This is a genomic window from Burkholderia metallica (genome assembly GCF_902832845.1).
GTDB classification, from domain to species: domain Bacteria; phylum Pseudomonadota; class Gammaproteobacteria; order Burkholderiales; family Burkholderiaceae; genus Burkholderia; species Burkholderia metallica.
Genome location: NZ_CADFDB010000011.1, coordinates 200,134 through 219,233 on the forward strand (window position 1 = coordinate 200,134; position 19,100 = coordinate 219,233).

A 19,100-nucleotide genomic window follows, 5' to 3' on the forward strand; every position below is an offset into this window, starting at 1 on the left:
GGGAAAGAGCGAACGAGCGTAGCACGCAGGCGGCAAGCGTGCTGGCGGGGCGCGCGGCAGTAAGCGGACGGTCAGGTACGGCGCGCGGCGGGTGGCCGGCAATGCGGGAACGCAGGCGAACGCCGCGCGGACGGCGATGCGTGGGCCGGCAACGGATACGGACGGGCAAGCCCTTCGCGGCTACGGGCGCGCCGCTTGCAGCGTCAGAGCCCGACGCTGTCGAGCCACTCCGCGAACATGCGTCGCGCGGCCGCCTCGAGCGCAGGGCCGTTCTGCGCGGTATCGGCGCGCAGCTGGCGCGCGTCGATGCCGGGCGTCGCCGCGATTTCGCCAGCGTTCGCGATCAGCCACGGTTCGAAGCGCTCGGTGCGGATTTCCGGATGACATTGCAGCGCCAGCACGTGCTGCCCCCACGCGAATGCCTGGTGGCGGCATGCCGGCGTCGACGCGAGATGGATCGCCCCACCCGGCAGGTCGAACGTGTCGCCATGCCAGTGCAGCATCGACGTCGCGGCAGCGTCGAAATGACGCAGCGGCGATGCGCGGCCGGCGTCGGTGAGCGTCAGCGGCGCCCAGCCGAGTTCGTGCTGCGCGGCCGGATAAACACGTGCGCCGAGCGCCCGGGCGACGAACTGTGCGCCGAGGCAGATGCCGAGGATCGGCAGCCCGGCGTCGATGCGCTGGCGCACGAGCGCCAGCAGCGGCGCGATCGTCGGATACTGCGCGTCGTCGTACACGCTGAGCGGCCCGCCGAGCACGACGAGCAACGACGGCTCGAGTACGTCGAGCACTTCGACCCGCGACGAACCGACGTCGACATAGCGCACCCGGCGACCGCGTTCGCCGAGCACCTGCTCGAAGCTCCCGAGATCCTCGAAATGCACGTGGCGGATCGCCACGACCTCAGCGTTCATCATCGGCCTCCCGGTCGATCGACGGACGTCAGCCGGCGAAAATCTTCCAGGTCTTCTTCTGCGTCGCCGCGTCGGCTTCTTCCTGCACCGAGCAGTCGAGACGCAGGTCGCTGTCGGACATCGAGATGTCGAGCGCCGCGCAGTGATGCACGGTCTTCTTCGACAGCTTGCCCGGCTGGAAGTGGGCGCACGTCAAGCACATGCGCTGCGGCGGCGTCGCACCGGCCACCTGCAGCTCGCGCAGTGTCTTCAGCAGTGCGCGATACAGGGCGCCCTGCTCGTCCGCGCCGAGCTTGCCGACGGCTTTCGTCAGGAATTCCGGCCATTGCAGCGCCTTCTTCGCGGCCGTACGGCCACGGGCCGACAGGCGCACGGCCAGCGCGCGGCCGTCGTCCAGCGCGCGGCGCTTCTCGACGAGCCCCTTCGTCTCGAGCGTGCTGACGGCATCGCTCGTGGTCGCCGCGGTCAGCTGCGTCTCGCGGGCGATCTCGCCGAGCCGCATCGGGCCCTTGCGCTGCAGCAGCAGCACGAGAATCTCGCCCTGCGTCGGCGTGAGGCCAGCGCCTTCCGCCCAATCCCATGCCTGGCTTCGCATGGCCGTACTCAACCGCAGCAGGCTGTGGGTCACACGTCCCGAAGCCTGATTCCCGTAAACGCCTTCGCTCATAGTCTTTTCGCTTTGCCGCCGCCCGGTTTGCCGAGCAGCCGTAGTGTGGAGATCGAATGTCTATCTCAAAACAGACACGCTCTTGCGAGGGTGTCAGCACGGCCGTCGCGAGGGCACACGCGGCGGTCGCGTTCGCGGCGACCGGTAAGACACGCATCGTTCCGGTGTCCGCAAAGCCGACATTCTAAGCGAGAGCGGAAAATCGCACAGCTAAGTTATCCCCTTCATTCTGTGGAAAATCGCTGGATAACCATAACTTTTCGTTGTGCCTGCAATGTCGAACGCCCGCCGAACCGTGCGTACGCGCATTTTCCTGTTCGGATCGGCCATCGGGCCGACTCCCCTGATCCACCGGGTTATCCCGTGCACAGATCGTTGACTTTGCAGCGGAATATCCAGTTATCCACAGATTTTCAGGACAACCGGCAACGATTTCGGCGCCGATCGGGGCTGCCGGTCGTTCAGCGAATCGCGACGCGGTCGAGCCCGTAATCTGCAAAACATTTTTTCACTCGCGCCAACGTAAGCACTGCTGGCGGACCGTCTCGTTGAGCGATTTTTCCTGCTTGAAAACGGTTCTCAGCCACGACGCGTCGTTCACGCGCGCCTTGGCGAGCGCGCCGATCTCGTCGAGCGCCGCGCGCGAACCGAGCGCGGCAGCATGCGGCGCGATCCGGTCGAGCGTGTCGAGGATGTCCTCGGCGATCGTGCGGCGCTCACCCGTCTGAGGATTCACGCAGGTGCCCTCAAGCCCGAAGCGGCACGCCTCGAAGCGGTTGAACGTGTAGACGAGGTAGTCGTCCTCCGACAGTTTCAGCGGCCGGTCGGTCAGCAGGTAGCGCGCGAGCGTCTGGATGTAGCACGCGATCGCCGCCGCGCGGTCGACCGACAGCGGTGTGTCCATCACGCGCACCTCGATCGTGCCGTAGCCGGGCTTCGGCCGGATGTCCCAGTAGAAGTCCTTCATCGAATTGACGACGCCGGTGTTCACCATCTTCGTGAAGTACTCCTCGAAGCTGTCCCAGGTCAGCACGAACGGCGCGCGGCCCGACAGCGGAAACGCGAACACCGAATTCAGGCGTGCCGAATGGAAACCGGTGTCGACGTTCTGCACGAACGGCGACGACGCCGACAGCGCGATGAAGTGCGGAATGAAGCGCGACATCGAGTGCAGCAGGAACAGCGCGCTGTCCGGATCGGGGCAGCCGATGTGCACGTGCTGGCCGAACACGGTGAACTGTTTCGCGAGATAGCCGTACAGCTCGGAGATGTACTGGAAGCGCGGCGCATCGTAGATCTGCCGGTCGCTCCATTGCTGGAACGCATGCGTGCCGCCGCCGGCCAGCCCGACGTTGAGCTGGTCGGCCGCCTTCACGAGCACGTCGCGGATCGCGTGCAGCTCGCTCACCGCCTGCTCGTGCGAATGGCAGATGCCGGTCGACAGTTCGATCATGCTTTCGGTGATTTCCGGCGTGATGTTGCCCGGAAAGGTCTCGCCTTGAATCAGCCGCATCAGGTCGGACGCCGCTTTGGTCAGGTCGTAGTTGTGCGTGTTGACGACCTGGATCTCCAGTTCGACGCCGAACGTGAACGGCTCGGAATTGACGAAGGTTTCGAGTGCCATAGCAGGTTCCGGAATCAGTTGCTGTCGCTGCGTTCACCGACCGCCGACAGACAGCGGTACACGATGAACGGGCTGACGAGCTGCAGGACCACGATCGTGCACATCACGATCGCGCGCAGGTGCGGGTCGAAATTCGGATAGAGCTGGTAGGTGTCGTCGACGAGCAGGTACGACAGCGCGGACATCGGCGTGAGCGCGATGCCGAGCGCGACGCCCTGCTTCATCCCGATGCCGCTCGGCTTCGCGAATGCGATGACGCCGGCCAGTTTCGCGACGAGGCGCGTAACGATCAGCACGATCGCGAGCAGCCCGCCGAGCGCGATGTCGCCCCAGGTGAACGACGTGAGCGTGAGCACGAACAGGATCACCGTCAGCAGCCAGCCGGCCGTGCCGAAATGCTCGGGCCACAGCTGCGGGCGCGCCTCGAGGTTTTTCACGATGATGCCGGCGAGCAGCAGCGTGAGCAGCGTCGACAGCTTCAACGCCTGGGCGACCGCGATCGCAAGCATCACGAGCCCGAACAGCGCGACGAACGAATGCTCGTCGCGCATCGTCGAGGTCATGTGGCGGAACAGGTAGTTGCACGAACGCGCGACGACGTACGCGACGAGGAACGAACCGGCGATCAGGTAGAGCGGTTGCAGGATCGTCGCGAAAACGTTGCCGTACGCTTCCTGGTGAAGCCAGCTCGTCACGAGCTTGGTCAGCACGATCGCATAGACGCTGTTGAGCGCGGTAAGCGTGATGAGGCGTTGCGACACCTGCCCTTCCGCGCGCAGTTCGGTCTTCAGCTGGATCACCATCGACGGCGACGTGGCGATCGCGATCGCCGACAGCACGAGCGCGACCATCCCCGATACGCCGAGCGCGAGCATCACGAACAGCACGAGCACGAACGTGAGCGTGGCTTCGGCGAGGCTCGATGCGATGAGCCACGGATTGCGCCGGATCCAGCGCAGGTCGAGGCGGCTGCCGAGTTCGAACAGCAGCAGGCCGAGCGCGACGTCGATCAGCAGCCGGGAAGTTTCGTCGGTGCTGGCGTCGATCACGCCGAATCCGAACGACCCGGCGATGAGACCGATCACCGCGTAACCGGTAATGCGAGGCAGACGCCATGCGCGATAGCAAAGCTCGCCACACAGGCCGGCCGCGAACAGCGCGAGCCCGGCCCAGAACACGGCATCCGGCGTGAGCGGCCAGTTGGGCAGGAATGAGAACGCCGACTTCATCGTGGTGACTTCTCCTTTGGAAGCAACCGCCAGCGACGCGGGGTCAAGCGTCAAAAAATGGATGCGCGCCGGCTGGGTATCGCCCCGAATGTGATTGTTGTGTTCGACGACGGCGGGACATGGGATCCGCCTTTTCCGCCACTCGGCGGAAAGTCGCTCAGGTTGCCGATCTGGATTGTCGGCCTGGTGTGTGAACGGACTGCGCAGTCTCGAAGATTCAGATTCGAAATCGTGCCGACCGTTCCATTGAAGCATGTCCGGCGCCAGGCCGGATGAACGCGAAGGAAACCGATTGTGCCACAGCTTTTTCGTTCCGGAACCGATTGAATCGACTCGCGGCGCTGTGCGGCACCCCAGGTCTTTGGTTTCAAAGGTTTACTTGTATATATACGTAGTAGAAGTTAACAAAGGACCCACAGTTCTGTGGATAACTTCGGTTTTCGCTGATGGATCAATGCGTTGGCGAAACCATAACCGGATGCACAGGCTGTTTGCTCACAGTCGTTTGAGTTGAGCAACTTTTGGGCCGCGTCACAGCTGTGCCGAGTTGCCCAGTTTACGTCCACTGTGATTGCACACGAAGTACGCGCGGATTCCGCGTGGTTATCCACAGCGTTGCGTGGATAACTTCGCGCGAAAAAGTCCGGAAACTGTGAGCGGCTCGGGCGAACGATCAGCCGGCCGGGCCGACGCGGCGTGCGCGCAGCGCGCGGATCAGGAAGCGTGCGGGGTCGACTGCATCGGCGAGCTCGCGCTCGAGCGGCCACGGTTCGCCTTCGAGTTGCGATGCGATCAGCTCGGCGCCGAGTGCGGCCCAGACGAGGCCGCGCGAGCCGAAACCGAACGCGCCGTAGAGTCCGGGCACGCGCGGCAGCTCGCGCGCCTGCGCACCGCTCAGCGCGCGCGCATTCGCGATGGCGCCCGCTTCGTCCGCGAGCGGGCCGATCAGCGGCAGGCGGTCGCCGACGACCCAGCGGAACGCGACGCGGCCTTCCAGTGTGTCGGGATCCGGCAGGTCGCGAAGCAGGCCCGGCAGCAGATGCCGCACGCGGTCGATGTTTTCGCGATGCCCGGCCGCGCGCAGCGCGGGATCGACGTCGTCGGGTTCGAACGTCGCGCCGATCAGCAGCGTGCCGTCGTCGAGCGGCACCGCGTAACCGTCGCCGATCGCCGGGCACGGCAGCGGTGCCGTGGTGCCGGGCGGCAGCAACGTCAGCTGGCCGCGCACCGGCTGCAGCGAGACATGCTGCAGCCCGGCCAGACGCGCGGCCTCGCCGGCATTCGCGAGTACGACGACGGGCGCGTCGGCCAGCGTGCGGCCCGCATCGTCGAGTGCGTGCCATGCGTCGCCCCGCCGTTCGAGTCGCGCCACGGTGGTGGACGCGAGCAGGCGCACGCGCTCGCCGGCCGCCGCGCATTGGGCCGCGCACAGGCCGGCCGGCCAGACGGCGCCGCCGTGCGGGAACAGCAGGCCGCCCTGCGCGACCGGCAGGTTCAGGTGTGCGCGCGCGGCATCGGCATCGAGCAGCGAGACATAGTCCGACGGCGCGCCGAACGCGTCGAACGCGTCGCGCATCCGTGCGAAGTCGTCGGCCGATTCGGCGAGATGGATCATCCCGTGCGTGCTGCGCGCGAACGCATGGCCCGCGCGTTCGAGTGCGCGCCAGCGGGTCAGTGCGTGAAGAAAGCCGCGGCGCGTGAGCCGGCTCGCGATGTTGTCGTCGCGTGTCATCAGCGGATGGAAGACGCCGGCCGGATTGCCCGACGCGTCGCTCGCGATCCGGTCGTGCCGCTCGATCAGCGTGACCGCCCAGCCGCGCGCGGCCAGGCGTTCGACGACCGCGCAGCCGGCCAGGCCCGCGCCGATCACGATCGCGCGACGCTCGGCAACGGGCAGCGCGCTCGGCGGTTCGTGACGGCGCGTGCGCCAGCGCGGCGCGTATTCGCCGACGAGCATCGCGAACTTGCCGGCGAATCCGTCGCGCTTGCGATACGTGAAACCTGCATCGGTGAGCGCCTGTTTCACGGCGCCCGCACTCGAGTACGTCGCGAAGGTCGCGCGCTCGGCCGCGATGCGCGCGAGTGCGCGAAACACGTCGGGCGACCAGAGTTCCGGGTTCTTCGCCGGCGCGAAACCGTCCAGATAAAACGTATCGGCGCGCGCGACGAGTTTCGGCAGCAGCGCGAGCGCGTCGCCGAACGCAAGCGTGAGCACGACCCGGCCTTCGTCGAATTCGAGTCGATGCACACCCGGCACGAGCGTCGGCCACGCATCGGCCAGCAGTCCTGCGTCCGCCGATATGGTTGTGTTCGCAACGATATGGGAAAGCGCGCGGCGCAGGTCGTCGCGCGAGAACGGATGCTTCTCGACCGACACGAAATGCAGCCGTTCGCAGCGCGCGGGGTCGTCGCGCCACGCGGCCCAGGTCGCGAGGAAGCTGGCGCCCACGCCGAAGCCCGTCTCGACGATCGTGAACGTGCGGCGGCCCTGCCAGCGCGCCGGCAACCCGTTGCCCGCGACGAACACGTAGTTCGCCTGAGCGAGCGCACCCGCGACGTTGTGATAGATGTCGCCGTACTGGGGCGAGACGAGCGTGCCGTCGTCGCGGATGGCGAGCGTGGCGGGAACGAGTCGGTCTGTCATGCGAAACAAAAAACGTGGCAGCCAAGCCTGGCAAGGGATTGCGCGGGGTCGTCCGCCCGTCCGTTGGAAAACGGCAACGGGCCGGCGCCCGGGCGGACCGCGCTGCGTATCCTGTCCGGTTGGCGCAGATCAAAAACCGGGCAGTCGGCGATTCATTCGGCGAAATACCGATGAAAATCTTTGAAACCCTTGTCGTTATTGGGTTTGCGCTGCGCTATCATAGCAACGCCGTACCGCGGGGTGGCCGCCGGCTCACCGGAGGGCGCGTCGCGCGGGCCAGGATTCGGCGCTGTGTCGTCGGAGTCTGACTCTCGACGGCACGGTTCGCGCACGTATAATCGGCGCGTTCGCGCTGTTCGTGTCAACCTAACCTGATAAAGGAACCTTAATGAACAAACAGGAACTGATCGACGCCGTCGCCGCCCAAACGGGCGCCAGCAAGGCTCAAACCGGCGAAACGCTGGACACGCTGCTCGAAGTCATCAAGAAGGCCGTGTCGAAGGGTGATGCGGTTCAGCTGATCGGCTTCGGCAGCTTCGGTTCGGGCAAGCGCGCAGCACGTACGGGCCGCAACCCGAAGACCGGCGAAACCATCAAGATCCCGGCAGCCAAGACGGTCAAGTTCACGGCTGGCAAGGCGTTCAAGGACGCCGTCAACAAGCGTTAAACCAGCGCCTGTTCCAGGAAAAACCCGCCTTTCGGCGGGTTTTTTGTTGGGCGCGCGCGGCATTTTCGCCACAGTCCGCGCCCCTCTTGCAAGATTTAACGGTTGTTTTTACAACGCGTTACGCATGCACGATCTGCGTGTCGCCGGGGTCGTCGTCGTGCGAATCGATATCCCACACCGGGAACGGATCGTCGAGCGCGTGCCATCCCGCCGCGCCGAGCGCGAATTCCGCCTCGGTCAGCAGGCATGCGTCGAGTTTCGCGCGCCATGCGTGCGCGTCGAGCGCGATGCCGATCAGCACGAGTTCCTGCCGGCGATCGCCCACGGTGCGATCGTCGAGATCGCCGTGCCATTCGGCACGGATATCCGCGAGCAACTCGTCGTCGTCCGGCCATTCCGCACGATCCTGCGCGGCCCACCAGAGACCCGCCGGGCCATGCCGGCACACACCGCCCGCCTGCGACAGCGAACCCGCGATGTCGTTGCGCGTCGCGAGCCAGAAAAAGCCCTTGCTGCGCAGCACGCCCGGCCACTCCTGATGCAGCAGCGCCCAGAGTCGCGCCGGGTGAAACGGACGGCGCGCGCGGTAAACGAAATTGCCGATCCCGTATTCGTCGGCTTCGCCGTGCACGTGCGCATGCTGTTCGTCGTCGTGATGCGTGTGATCGTGATCGAGCGACGCGAGCCAGCCCGGCGCATTCGCGGCCTCGTCGAAATCGAAGCGGCCGGTGTTCAGCACTTCGTCGAGCGGCACGTTGCCGAACGTCGACACGACCTGGTGCGCGCGCGGATTGAGTCGCGCGAGGATGTGCTGCAGGCGCGCGAGGTCGTCGGCGCCGACGAGGTCGGCCTTGTTGATCACCAGCACGTCGCAGAACTCGATCTGCTCGATCAGCAGCTCGACGAGCGTGCGGTCGTCGTCTTCCGACGCGGCGATGCCGCGCGTCGCGAGCGCGTCGTCCGACCCGTAATCGCGCAGGAAGTTGTACGCGTCGACCACGGTGACGAGCGTGTCGAGCCGTGCGACGGCCGACAGCGACGTGCCTTCGTCGTCGACGAACGTGAAGGTCTCGGCGATCGGCATCGGCTCCGCGATCCCGGTCGATTCGATCACGATCGCGTCGAAGCGGCCTTCGGCCGCGAGCGTGCGGATCTCGACGAGCAGGTCGTCGCGCAGCGTGCAGCAGATGCAGCCGTTCGACATCTCGACGAGGCGCTCCTCGACGTGCGACAGCGCCTGCGCGTCGCGCACGAGCGAAGCGTCGATGTTGACCGCCGCGAGATCGTTGACGATCACGGCCACTTTCAGGCCCGCGCGGTTCGCGAGGATGTGATTGAGCAGCGTGGTCTTGCCGGCGCCGAGGAAGCCGGACAGCACGGTGACGGGCAACGGCTGGTTCATTGCCGGATTCATAGCGATATGCACCAACGGAAAAATTGAGAAAGCGGCCGCGGCGCCCTTCCGGGGCGCGATCGGCGCGCGGACGGGCGAAATTGCGGCGTGAGATCCGCATTGTGCATCAAACGCGCGCCGGCCGGCCGGTGTCGCGTCAGCCCGCGCCGCGGCGCCGCGTCACGGTGCGGGCGGCAGCAGCTTCCACTGGGTCAGGATGCCGGCGATCTGCCGCGCGTACTTGTCGCGCAGCGACGGCGTTTCCGAATGATAGGCGCCGACGGCCTGCCACGTGTTGCCGTAGCGGTTCATCTTCTGCTTCAGATGCCACGCGGCGATGTACACGTTCTTGCACGGTTCCATCAGCGTGTCGCGACCGATCCCGTAGCGCGACAGCGTCGGCAGGTGGATTGAATTGATCTGCATCAGGCCGTAATCGACCGAGCCGTTCGTATTCTTGTTCAGCGCATCGGGCCGGTTGCGCGACTCCTGCCACGCGATCGCGCGCAGGATCAGCGGATTGACCTGCTGATATTTGGCCGCCTCGTCGAAACAGTCCGCGCGAGCGTTCGCGCTGGCGCAACACGCGCCGGCGGCGATCAACGCGATCGAAGCGAACCGTCTGTTCATGGTGCGGAATCGATGGAAATTGCGCAGGGGTCGGGAAAACCCGTGCCTGTTATTCGTGCGACGAGAAACGTGCCGCCCGTATCATACCGACAGTCCGTCAGCTTGTGACATGCAGGAATACGGCCGCCCCGTTATACCGCATTGTCGTGTCGGCTCATCGCGAAATGCGGACGATGGCCGGCATGCCGAGCGTAGTGCAGAATCTTACATCTTGCATACGCTTCGCCGAACAGATGTCGTATGTGAGACAGTCCTCGGATCAATGTGATATTTCGGACATGAAAAACTGCTAATGTCGCCTCTTTCGGACTTGGATTCCAGCACTACCGCCGGAAGTGGCCTGAGCCGGCATCGACCCATTCATCCATGACAAGAAATCGCTTCGTTATGCGGCGTGTCGCCACGACCCTGGTCGTCGCCGGCATCATCGTTTCGCAGGCCGCCTACGCTCAGGTCACGCTCAATTTCGTGAATGCGGATATCGACCAGGTCGCGAAGGCGATCGGCGCCGCAACCGGCAAGACCATCATCGTCGACCCCCGCGTGAAGGGGCAGCTCAACCTCGTGGCCGAACGCGCGGTGCCGGAAGACCAGGCACTGAAGACGCTGCAGTCGGCGCTGCGCATGCAGGGCTTCGCGCTCGTGCAGGATCACGGCGTGCTGAAGGTCGTGCCGGAGGCCGACGCGAAGCTGCAGGGCGTGCCGACCTACATCGGCAATGCGCCGCAGGCGCGCGGCGACCAGGTGATCACGCAGGTGTTCGAGCTGCACAACGAATCGGCGAACAACCTGCTGCCCGTACTGCGGCCGCTGATCTCGCCGAACAACACGGTCACCGCCTACCCGGCGAACAACTCGATCGTCGTGACCGACTACGCGGACAACGTGCGGCGCATCGCGCAGATCATCGCGGGCGTCGACAGCGCCGCGGGCGCGCAGGTGCAGGTCGTGCCGCTGCGCAACGCGAACGCGATCGACCTCGCCGCGCAGTTGCAGAAAATGCTCGACCCGGGCGCGATCGGCAACAGCGATGCCACGCTGAAAGTGTCGGTCACGGCCGACCCGCGCACCAATTCGCTGTTGCTGCGCGCATCGAACGGGTCGCGCCTCGCGGCCGCGAAGCGCCTCGTGCAGCAGCTCGACGCGCCGAGCGCGGTGCCCGGCAACATGCACGTCGTGCCGCTGCGCAACGCCGATGCGGTGAAGCTCGCGAAGACGCTGCGCGGGATGCTCGGCAAAGGTAGCGGCAACGACAGCGGCTCGTCGGCGTCGTCCAACGATGCGAACAGCTTCAACCAGAACGGCGGCTCGTCGTCGAGCGGCAACTTCTCGACCGGCACGTCGGGCACTCCGCCGCTGCCGTCGGGCGGCCTGGGCGGGTCGTCGTCTTCGTCGGCGTATGGCGGTTCGTCCGGCGGCGGCGGACTTGGCACGGGCGGCCTGCTCGGCGGCGACAAGGACAAGAGCGGTGACGACAACCAGCCGGGCGGGATGATCCAGGCCGACTCGGCCACCAACTCGCTGATCATCACCGCGTCCGATCCGGTTTACCGGAACCTGCGCTCGGTGATCGACCAGCTCGACGCGAGGCGGGCGCAGGTCTACATCGAAGCGCTGATCGTCGAGCTGAACTCGACGACGCAGGGTAACCTCGGCATCCAGTGGCAGGTCGCGAGCGGCCAGTTCCTTGGCGGCACGAACCTTAACCCCGGGCTGGGCCTCGGCAACAGCATCATCAACCTGACGGCCGGCGGCCTGACCAATGCCGCAGGCGGGATCACCGGCGGCGGCCTCGCCTCCAACCTCGGGCAGTTGTCCCAGGGGCTCAACATCGGCTGGCTGCACAACATGTTCGGCGTGCAGGGGCTCGGCGCGCTGCTGCAGTACTTTGCGGGCGTGAGCGACGCGAACGTGCTGTCGACGCCGAACCTGATCACGCTCGACAACGAGGAAGCGAAGATCGTCGTCGGCCAGAACGTGCCGATCGCGACCGGCTCGTATTCGAACCTGACGAGCGGCACGACGAGCAATGCGTTCAATACCTACGACCGTCGCGACGTCGGCCTGACGCTGCACGTGAAGCCGCAGATCACTGACGGCGGCATCCTGAAGCTGCAGCTCTATACCGAGGATTCGGCGGTCGTCAGCGGCACCACCAACGCGCAGACCGGCCCGACCTTCACGAAGCGCTCGATCCAGTCGACGATCCTGGCCGACAACGGCGAGATCATCGTGCTCGGCGGCTTGATGCAGGACAACTACCAGGTGTCGAACAGCAAGGTGCCGCTGCTTGGCGACATCCCGTGGATCGGCCAGCTGTTCCGTTCCGAATCGAAGGTGCGCGCGAAAACCAACCTGATGGTATTCCTGCGCCCGGTGATCATCACCGATCGCAACGTCGCGCAGGAAGTCACGGCCAACCGCTACGACTACATCCAGGGCGTGACGGGTGCGTACAAGTCCGACAACAACGTGATGCGCGACAAGGACGATCCGGTCGTCCCGCCGATGCCGATCGGCCCGAGCCAGGGCGGCACGCCCGCGGGCAACCTGTTCGATCTCGACAAGATGCGTCGCCAGCAGTTGCAGCGCCAGGTGGCGCCGGTGCCGGCCCAGCCGTTGCCGGAGGCGACGCCCGCGCAGCCGCAGAGCGTGCCGCAGCAGGCGGTGCCGCAACAGCCGCTGACGGCCACGCCGGGAGCCTCGCAGTGAGCGACGTGCTCGCGTCTTCCTCCCACGACGGCGCGCCGGGCGAACGGCAGCCGCCGTCGCCGCTCGCCGCGCGCCTGTTGCCGTACGGCTTCGCGAAGAGCGGCCAGGTGCTGATCGCGCACCAGCTCGACGACACGCTCGAGGTGTGGATCAGCGAACGCACGAGCGATGCCGCGCTCGCGGAAATCGCGCGCAACTTCGGCTCGATTTCCGTGCATCGCGTGCCGGCCGACGAGCTCGCGCAGGCGATCAACCATGCGTACGCACGCCAGGACGGCAGCGCCGCGCAGGTGGTCGGCGAGGTCGAAGGCGAAGTCGACCTGTCGCGGCTGATGCAGGACATCCCCGAAGTCGAGGATCTGCTCGAATCGGAAGACGATGCGCCGATCATCCGGATGATCAACGCGCTGCTCACGCAGGCGGCACGCGAACAGGCGTCGGACATCCACATCGAACCGTTCGAGAACGCGTCGGTCGTGCGCTTTCGCGTGGACGGCACGCTGCGCGACGTCGTGCGGCCGAAGAAGGCGCTGCACGGCGCGCTGATCTCGCGGATCAAGATCATGGCGCAGCTCGACATCGCGGAGAAGCGCCTGCCGCAGGACGGCCGCATCACGCTGCGCGTCGGCGGCCGGCCGGTCGACGTGCGGGTGTCGACGCTGCCGACCGGGCACGGCGAGCGCGCGGTGCTGCGTCTGCTGGAAAAAGATGCGCAGCGCCTGAACCTCGAAGCGCTCGGGATGGGCCGCGACACGCTCGTGCAATTCGACAAGCTGATCGCGCGCCCGCACGGCATCGTGCTCGTCACGGGCCCGACCGGGTCGGGCAAGACGACCACGCTGTATGCGTCGATGTCGCGGCTCGAAACCGCGACGACCAACATCATGACCGTCGAGGACCCGATCGAATACGACCTCGGCGGGATCGGCCAGACGCAGGTGAACGAGCGGATCGGGATGACCTTTGCCCGCGCGCTGCGCTCGATCCTGCGTCAGGACCCGGACGTGATCATGATCGGCGAAATCCGCGACCTCGAAACCGCGCAGATCGCGGTGCAGGCGTCGCTCACTGGCCACCTCGTGCTCGCGACGCTGCACACGAACGATGCGGCGTCCGCCGTCACGCGTCTGACCGACATGGGCGTCGAGCCGTACCTGCTCGCGTCGTCGCTGCTCGGCGTGCTCGCGCAGCGCCTCGTGCGCCAGCTCTGCCCGGTCTGCAAGGAAGAGCGGCACGAGGACGGCCGTACCGTGTGGCATCCGGTCGGCTGCGACAAGTGCGGGCATTCGGGCTACTCGGGCCGGCGCGGCGTCTACGAACTGCTGCTGGTCGACGACTCGATCCGCGCGCTGATCCACCGCAACGCGGCCGACGCGGAGATTCTCGCCGCCGGCCGTGCGGAAGGGATGCGCACGCTGCGCGACGACGCCGAGCGCTGGCTCGCGTCGGGCGCGACGTCGCTCGAGGAAGTGCTGCGCGTGACGGGAGGCGCATAGCGCGATGCCGGCATTCCGTTTCGAAGCAATCGATTCGGCGGGACGCGCGCAGAAAGGCGTGATCGATGCCGACAGCGCGCGGGCCGCGCGCGGCCAGCTGCGCACGCAGGGGCTCACGCCGCTCGTCGTCGAGCCGGCCGCCAGCGCGACGCGCGGGGCGCGCTCGCAGCGGCTCGCGTTCGGCCGCAAGCTGTCGCAGCGCGAACAGGCGATCCTCACGCGCCAGCTCGCGAGCCTGCTGATCGCGGGGCTGCCGCTCGACGAGGCGCTCGGCGTGCTGACCGAGCAGGCCGAGCGCGACTACATCCGCGAACTGATGGCCGCAATCCGCGCCGAGGTGCTCGGCGGCCATTCGCTCGCGAATGCGCTGGGCCAGCATCCGCGCGATTTCCCCGAGATCTACCGCGCGCTCGTCGCGGCGGGCGAGCATACCGGCAAGCTCGGCATCGTGCTGTCGCGTCTGGCCGACTACATCGAGCAGAGCAACGCGCTGAAGCAGAAGATCCTGCTGGCGTTCACGTATCCGGGGATCGTCACGCTGATCGCGTTCGGCATCGTCACGTTTTTGCTGAGCTACGTCGTGCCGCAGGTCGTCAACGTGTTCGCGAGCACGAAGCAGCAGCTGCCCGTGCTGACGATCGTGATGATGGCGCTGTCGGATTTCGTGCGGCACTGGTGGTGGGCGATCCTGATCGCGGTCGGGCTCGTCGTGTGGTTCGTGAAGGCGACGCTGTCGCGCGCCGGGCCCCGGCTCGCGTTCGACCGCTGGGTGCTGACCGCGCCGCTCGCGGGCAAGCTCGTGCGCGGCTACAACACGGTGCGTTTCGCGAGCACGCTCGGCATTCTCACCGCGGCCGGCGTGCCGATCCTGCGCGCGTTGCAGGCGGCCGGCGAGACGCTGTCGAACCGCGCGATGCGCGCGAACATCGACGACGCGATCGTGCGCGTGCGCGAAGGCTCCGCGCTGTCGCGCGCGCTGAACAACGTGAAGACGTTTCCGCCGGTGCTCGTGCACTTGATCCGTTCGGGCGAAGCGACGGGCGACGTGACGACGATGCTGGATCGCGCGGCAGAAGGCGAAGCGCGCGAGCTCGAGCGCCGCACGATGTTCCTGACGAGCCTGCTGGAGCCGCTGCTGATCCTGGCGATGGGCGGCATCGTGCTCGTGATCGTGCTGGCCGTGATGCTGCCGATCATCGAGCTGAACAACATGGTGCAGTGACGGCCTGAGCGTCGGCCCGGCCGCCCGCTGCGGCTTCAGCGCATGTAGATCGCCGGGGACGGCGTGTTGGCGGGGAGCTGGATTTCGGCGCGGGCGCCGTTGCGCTCGACGATGATCGAGCGGGGGCGCACTTCGGCGAGCTTCGCGCCGGACGTGACGTCCGCGCCGAGCGACACGGCACGCGGCGGTTCGCCGCCGACGCCGACGATCGCGGCGCCGCCGTGGTCGAGCGCGAGGATGCCGAACAGGTGGATGTCCTGCACGGGATTCTTGTCGAGCTGACCGCCGAAGAGCGCCGCGGCGTCCTCGGTGCGGATCGGCAGCCGCGCGGCGGCGGCGGGCAGCGGCGCTTCGCGGGCCGACAGCGTGACGACCCAGTAGGTGGCCGTCGCGCACAAACCCGCGAAGAGGGCTAGGGAGAGGATCCGGATCGAGAGCGCGTTCATGCGCGCTATTGTACGGATGTATGTGAAATTTGCGTTGGGTGAAAGCCCTCGGCAATGCGCGCCTTACAATGCGTGCTCCGCGCCCGCGGGTCCGGAAGGTTGCCGTCAGGCAATCGTCCGGAGCGCCGGGTGCGTTACTCAACCGACGACATTTTTTGGAAAGAGGTAGTCAGTCATGCAAACGTGGATCACTCGCCGCAACGCGGCCGTGCGTCGTCAGCGCGGTTTCACGCTGATCGAGATCATGGTGGTGGTCGCGATCCTCGGGATCCTGGCGGCGCTGATCGTGCCGAAGATCATGAGCCGCCCGGACGAGGCGCGCCGCATCGCCGCGAAGCAGGACATCGGCACGATCATGCAGGCGCTCAAGCTGTACCGTCTCGACAACGGCCGTTACCCGACGCAGGACCAGGGCCTGAACGCACTGATCCAGAAGCCGACCACCGATCCGATCCCGAACAACTGGAAGGACGGCGGCTATCTCGAGCGCCTGCCGAACGATCCGTGGGGTAACGGCTACAAGTACCTGAACCCGGGCGTGCACGGCGAGATCGACGTGTTCAGCTACGGCGCCGACGGCAAGGAAGGCGGCGAAGGCAACGACACCGACATCGGTTCGTGGCAGTAAACGCGCGCTGACCGTCCCGGCGCTTCCGCCCCGTTCTTCATGCTCGCCACTCGCACGACCTTCCGCTGCGGCCGCGATCGCCGTGTGCGTCGCGGCGCGGCGTCGTCCGTGCCGGCGCGTGCCGACAGTGGCCCGGCGTCGCACGGGGCGCGGCGTTACCGCGCGCGCGGCTTCACGCTGCTCGAAATGCTGGTCGTGCTCGTGATCGCGGGGCTGCTCGTATCGCTCGCATCGCTGTCGCTCACGCGCAATCCGCGCACCGACCTGCGCGAAGAAGCGCAGCGCGTCGCGCTGCTGTTCGAGAGCGCCGGCGACGAAGCGCAGGTGCGCGCGCGGCCGATCGCGTGGCAGCCGACCGCGCACGGCTTTCGTTTCGACGTGAGCTCGCCCGACGGCTGGCGCACGCTGCGCGACGACCTGCTGCGCCCGCGCGACTGGGACGGCGGCGTCACGGGCGCCGACATCGACTATCCGGGGTCCGACACGCGCGCGAGCCGCGTCGTGTTCGGCACCGAAAGCATCGACACGCCGGTGCGCGTGACGCTGCATTCGGCCGCCGGCAGCGCGACGATCGTCGGCACCGGCAACGGCCGCTACGAGGTGCAATGACGATGCGTCGTCGCCTGCCCTTTCCCGGCACTTCATCCCGCGGCTTCACGATGATCGAAGTGCTGGTCGCGCTCGCGATCATCGCGGTCGCGCTCGCCGCGTCGATCCGCGCGGTCGGCACGATGGCGACCAATGCGTCCGACCTGCACCACCGGCTGCTGGCCGGCTGGAGCGCCGACAACGCGCTCGCGCAACTGCGGCTCACGCACGCATGGCCCGAGGTGGGCGAGCAGAGCTTCGACTGCTCGCAAGGCAACGTGCAGCTCGTCTGCACGCAGCGCGTGAGCACGACGCCCAACCCGGTGTTCCGGCGCGTCCGGATTTCGGTGAGCATGCCTGGCCGCGCCGGCGTGCTCGCGCAGATGGTGACGGTGGTCGCGAATGAAACCAGTCGTCCGCTCTGACAAACCGATGCGACGCCCGCTCGCCCGCCCCGCCCGCGGCTTCACGCTGATCGAGCTGATGATCGCGATCGCGATCCTCGCGGTGGTCGCGATCCTCGCGTGGCGCGGGCTCGACCAGATCATGCGCGGTCGCGACAAGGTCGCGGCCGCAATGGAAGACGAGCGCGTGTTCGCGCAGATGTTCGACCAGATGCGCATCGACGCGCGGCTCGCCGCGACCGACGACGAGGCCGGCCAGCCGGCGATCGGCGTCGCCGGCAATACGCTGCAGATCGTCCGCGAACTCGACGTGCCGGGCGCCGCGCCGCGGCTGCAGGTGGTCCGCTACCGGATCGCCGGCGGACGCGTCGTGCGCTATGCGTCGCCGCCGATCGACGACGCGAACCGGCTGCGCACGATGCTGAAGGACAGCAGCGTCGAAGGCTGGAGCTGGGTCGCGCTGATGGGCGGCGTCGGCGCGATCGACGCGAAGCTGTACGTGCCGCGCGTGGGCTGGACCACCAACCTGCAGACGGCCGACGAAGCGCTCGCGCAGAACAACGACGCGCTCAAGGTGCCGCAGATCGGCAACGCGCCGCCTGCGCGCGCGGTGACCGGGCTGCAGGTCAGCATCGGCGCGACGTCGCTGCGCGTGCCGGTCACGCGCATCTTCCTCGTCGGGGAATGACGATGCGTGCTCGCCCTGCCCGTCGATCCGCGTTCAACCGTGCGTCCGCACGCAGGCGGGCACGCGCGCGCCAGCGCGGCGCGGCGATCATCACCGCGCTGCTCGTCGTCGCGCTGTCGGCGATCCTGGTCTCGGGGATGCTGTGGCGCCAGCAGGTGCAGATTCGCCGCATCGAGAACCAGCGCGTGCTCGCGCAGGCGCAGTGGGTCGCGCGCGGCGCGCTCGACTGGACGCGGATGATCCTGCGCTCGGAAGGCGACACGGCGCCCGGCATCACGTATCTCGGCGGGATCTGGGGCGTACCGATCGCGAAGACGAAACTGTCGGACTTCCTCGGCCGGATCGGCGCGCCGAACGACACCGGCGGCGAAGACACCTATATCTCCGGCTCGATCGAGGACGCGCAGGCGAAGTTCAACCTGCGCAACCTGGTAGCGTCGCCGGCGCCCGGCGTGCTGCAGTTGAACGTCACGCAGGTCCAGGCGTTCCAGCGCCTGCTGACGACGCTCGGCTACGACGGCGCGTTCGCGAAGCGCATCGCGCTGCAGGTGCGCGCGGGCCTGCTGCATTCGGCGACGCGGTTCCAGATGCCGACGCTGCCGGGTGGCGGCACCGCGCCGCCGGTCACCGCGCCGGTGACGACCGATCAACAAGGCGGCGGCGGCTTCACCGACGATCCCGGCATGACGGGCGGCGACCGCGGGCCCGCGCCGCTGATGATGACGGGCGTCGACAGCCTGCTCGACGTCGACGGCGTGACGCCCGAGATGGTCGCGCGGCTGCGCCCGTTCGTCACCGTGCTGCCGACCACGACGCCCGTGAACATGAACACCGCGCCGGCCGAGGTGATCGCGGCGCTGATGCCGGGGATGAGCGTGTCGTCCGCGCAGGCGCTCGTGTCGCGCCGCGAGACCGTGTTTTTCCGTAACGTCGGCGACGTGCAGCTCGCGCTGCGCGGCGCCGGCGCACCGAACGTGACGCTCGACTCGAGCCTCGTCGACGTCAATTCGAGCTATTTCATCGTGCATGGCCGGATCCAGCACGAACGCGCGGAGGTCGATCGCACCTCGCTCGTGTATCGTGATCCGACCACGCATTCGACACGGGTCGTGCGCATCCGCGACCAGCTATAACGACGCCAATCGGGA

General features: G+C 67.1%; 17 protein-coding genes. 9 read left to right on the top strand and 8 right to left on the bottom strand.

All coding sequences use genetic code 11. The annotated features are described in order from the left end of the window. Window positions 1-203: 203 nt before the first annotated feature. The 5 genes from HWX08_RS27500 to mnmC form a co-directional block, all read right to left on the bottom strand. Window positions 204-914 carry a glutamine amidotransferase gene (locus HWX08_RS27500; RefSeq protein ID WP_174922534.1) on the bottom strand — a complete coding sequence of 237 codons (711 nt, stop codon included), beginning with the start codon at window positions 912-914 and terminating at the stop codon, window positions 204-206. A gap of 28 nt (window positions 915-942) precedes the next feature. Then, window positions 943-1,581: a MarR family winged helix-turn-helix transcriptional regulator gene (locus HWX08_RS27505; RefSeq protein WP_027788730.1), complete on the bottom strand. Its 639-nt coding sequence runs from the start codon at window positions 1,579-1,581 to the stop codon at window positions 943-945. A 508-nt stretch (window positions 1,582-2,089) separates the two neighbouring features. After that, window positions 2,090-3,205 (bottom strand): YbdK family carboxylate-amine ligase, encoded by a 1,116-nt coding sequence (locus tag HWX08_RS27510; RefSeq protein ID WP_006490006.1) that lies wholly within the window; start codon window positions 3,203-3,205, stop codon window positions 2,090-2,092. A gap of 14 nt (window positions 3,206-3,219) precedes the next feature. After that, the gene (locus tag HWX08_RS27515; protein WP_069255390.1) at window positions 3,220-4,434 is read right to left on the bottom strand and encodes a cation:proton antiporter; all 1,215 of its coding nucleotides are present in this window, start codon (window positions 4,432-4,434) and stop codon (window positions 3,220-3,222) included. A 673-nt stretch (window positions 4,435-5,107) separates the two neighbouring features. Then, window positions 5,108-7,078, bottom strand: coding sequence for a bifunctional tRNA (5-methylaminomethyl-2-thiouridine)(34)-methyltransferase MnmC2/FAD-dependent 5-carboxymethylaminomethyl-2-thiouridine(34) oxidoreductase MnmC1 (gene mnmC, locus HWX08_RS27520; protein WP_174922533.1), 1,971 nt, complete (start codon window positions 7,076-7,078; stop codon window positions 5,108-5,110). 388 nt (window positions 7,079-7,466) lie between these two features. Between mnmC and HWX08_RS27525 the strand changes: the two genes are divergently transcribed. Continuing rightward, window positions 7,467-7,745, top strand: a complete 279-nt coding sequence (locus HWX08_RS27525; protein WP_006401505.1) for an HU family DNA-binding protein — start codon at window positions 7,467-7,469, stop codon at window positions 7,743-7,745. 118 nt (window positions 7,746-7,863) lie between these two features. Here HWX08_RS27525 and HWX08_RS27530 read toward each other — a convergent pair whose 3' ends face one another. Then, window positions 7,864-9,159 carry a GTP-binding protein gene (locus HWX08_RS27530; protein WP_174922532.1) on the bottom strand — a complete coding sequence of 432 codons (1,296 nt, stop codon included), beginning with the start codon at window positions 9,157-9,159 and terminating at the stop codon, window positions 7,864-7,866. A 159-nt stretch (window positions 9,160-9,318) separates the two neighbouring features. Further along, entirely contained in the window at window positions 9,319-9,768 is a 450-nt protein-coding gene (locus HWX08_RS27535) for a lytic transglycosylase domain-containing protein (protein WP_069255387.1), read from the bottom strand. 366 nt (window positions 9,769-10,134) lie between these two features. Between HWX08_RS27535 and gspD the strand changes: the two genes are divergently transcribed. The 3 genes from gspD to gspF are packed head-to-tail and all read left to right on the top strand — an operon-like array spanning window position 10,135 to window position 15,198. Next, window positions 10,135-12,480: a type II secretion system secretin GspD gene (gene gspD / locus HWX08_RS27540; RefSeq protein ID WP_174922531.1), complete on the top strand. Its 2,346-nt coding sequence runs from the start codon at window positions 10,135-10,137 to the stop codon at window positions 12,478-12,480. A 5-nt stretch (window positions 12,481-12,485) separates the two neighbouring features. Then, window positions 12,486-13,976 (top strand): type II secretion system ATPase GspE, encoded by a 1,491-nt coding sequence (gene gspE, locus HWX08_RS27545; protein ID WP_420886978.1) that lies wholly within the window; start codon window positions 12,486-12,488, stop codon window positions 13,974-13,976. Between the two features lie 4 nt (window positions 13,977-13,980). Continuing rightward, window positions 13,981-15,198, top strand: coding sequence for a type II secretion system inner membrane protein GspF (gene gspF / locus HWX08_RS27550; RefSeq protein WP_069255384.1), 1,218 nt, complete (start codon window positions 13,981-13,983; stop codon window positions 15,196-15,198). A gap of 35 nt (window positions 15,199-15,233) precedes the next feature. Here the strand turns inward: gspF and HWX08_RS27555 are convergent, their stop codons facing one another. Next, window positions 15,234-15,644: a type II secretion system protein N gene (locus HWX08_RS27555; RefSeq protein ID WP_069255383.1), complete on the bottom strand. Its 411-nt coding sequence runs from the start codon at window positions 15,642-15,644 to the stop codon at window positions 15,234-15,236. Between the two features lie 175 nt (window positions 15,645-15,819). Between HWX08_RS27555 and gspG the strand changes: the two genes are divergently transcribed. The 5 genes from gspG to gspK are packed head-to-tail and all read left to right on the top strand — an operon-like array spanning window position 15,820 to window position 19,085. Beyond that, window positions 15,820-16,272 (top strand): type II secretion system major pseudopilin GspG, encoded by a 453-nt coding sequence (gene gspG, locus HWX08_RS27560; protein WP_039351904.1) that lies wholly within the window; start codon window positions 15,820-15,822, stop codon window positions 16,270-16,272. 39 nt (window positions 16,273-16,311) lie between these two features. Then, window positions 16,312-16,881, top strand: a complete 570-nt coding sequence (locus HWX08_RS27565) for a GspH/FimT family pseudopilin (protein ID WP_174922530.1) — start codon at window positions 16,312-16,314, stop codon at window positions 16,879-16,881. A gap of 2 nt (window positions 16,882-16,883) precedes the next feature. Beyond that, complete coding sequence (gene gspI, locus HWX08_RS27570) at window positions 16,884-17,285, top strand: type II secretion system minor pseudopilin GspI (protein ID WP_069257905.1); 402 nt, start codon at window positions 16,884-16,886, stop codon at window positions 17,283-17,285. Between the two features lie 7 nt (window positions 17,286-17,292). Beyond that, entirely contained in the window at window positions 17,293-17,952 is a 660-nt protein-coding gene (locus tag HWX08_RS27575; protein ID WP_069255381.1) for a PulJ/GspJ family protein, read from the top strand. 2 nt (window positions 17,953-17,954) lie between these two features. After that, window positions 17,955-19,085 carry a type II secretion system minor pseudopilin GspK gene (gspK, locus tag HWX08_RS27580; RefSeq protein WP_174922529.1) on the top strand — a complete coding sequence of 377 codons (1,131 nt, stop codon included), beginning with the start codon at window positions 17,955-17,957 and terminating at the stop codon, window positions 19,083-19,085. Window positions 19,086-19,100 lie beyond the last annotated feature (15 nt).

Bases quoted from the DNA above. Each gene is read 5' to 3' on its own strand.
- gspG (WP_039351904.1), top strand. From the start codon at position 15,820: ATGCAAACGTGGATCACTCGCCGCAACGCGGCCGTGCGTCGTCAGCGC.
- HWX08_RS27525 (WP_006401505.1), top strand. From the start codon at position 7,467: ATGAACAAACAGGAACTGATCGACGCCGTCGCCGCCCAAACGGGCGCC.
- HWX08_RS27565 (WP_174922530.1), top strand. From the start codon at position 16,312: ATGCTCGCCACTCGCACGACCTTCCGCTGCGGCCGCGATCGCCGTGTG.
- HWX08_RS27535 (WP_069255387.1), bottom strand. From the start codon at position 9,768: ATGAACAGACGGTTCGCTTCGATCGCGTTGATCGCCGCCGGCGCGTGT.
- HWX08_RS27505 (WP_027788730.1), bottom strand. From the start codon at position 1,581: ATGAGCGAAGGCGTTTACGGGAATCAGGCTTCGGGACGTGTGACCCAC.
- HWX08_RS27515 (WP_069255390.1), bottom strand. From the start codon at position 4,434: ATGAAGTCGGCGTTCTCATTCCTGCCCAACTGGCCGCTCACGCCGGAT.
- gspF (WP_069255384.1), top strand. From the start codon at position 13,981: ATGCCGGCATTCCGTTTCGAAGCAATCGATTCGGCGGGACGCGCGCAG.
- HWX08_RS27555 (WP_069255383.1), bottom strand. From the start codon at position 15,644: ATGAACGCGCTCTCGATCCGGATCCTCTCCCTAGCCCTCTTCGCGGGT.
- gspI (WP_069257905.1), top strand. From the start codon at position 16,884: ATGCGTCGTCGCCTGCCCTTTCCCGGCACTTCATCCCGCGGCTTCACG.
- gspD (WP_174922531.1), top strand. From the start codon at position 10,135: ATGACAAGAAATCGCTTCGTTATGCGGCGTGTCGCCACGACCCTGGTC.
- HWX08_RS27575 (WP_069255381.1), top strand. From the start codon at position 17,293: ATGCGACGCCCGCTCGCCCGCCCCGCCCGCGGCTTCACGCTGATCGAG.
- HWX08_RS27530 (WP_174922532.1), bottom strand. From the start codon at position 9,159: ATGAATCCGGCAATGAACCAGCCGTTGCCCGTCACCGTGCTGTCCGGC.
- HWX08_RS27510 (WP_006490006.1), bottom strand. From the start codon at position 3,205: ATGGCACTCGAAACCTTCGTCAATTCCGAGCCGTTCACGTTCGGCGTC.
- mnmC (WP_174922533.1), bottom strand. From the start codon at position 7,078: ATGACAGACCGACTCGTTCCCGCCACGCTCGCCATCCGCGACGACGGC.
- HWX08_RS27500 (WP_174922534.1), bottom strand. From the start codon at position 914: ATGAACGCTGAGGTCGTGGCGATCCGCCACGTGCATTTCGAGGATCTC.
- gspK (WP_174922529.1), top strand. From the start codon at position 17,955: ATGCGTGCTCGCCCTGCCCGTCGATCCGCGTTCAACCGTGCGTCCGCA.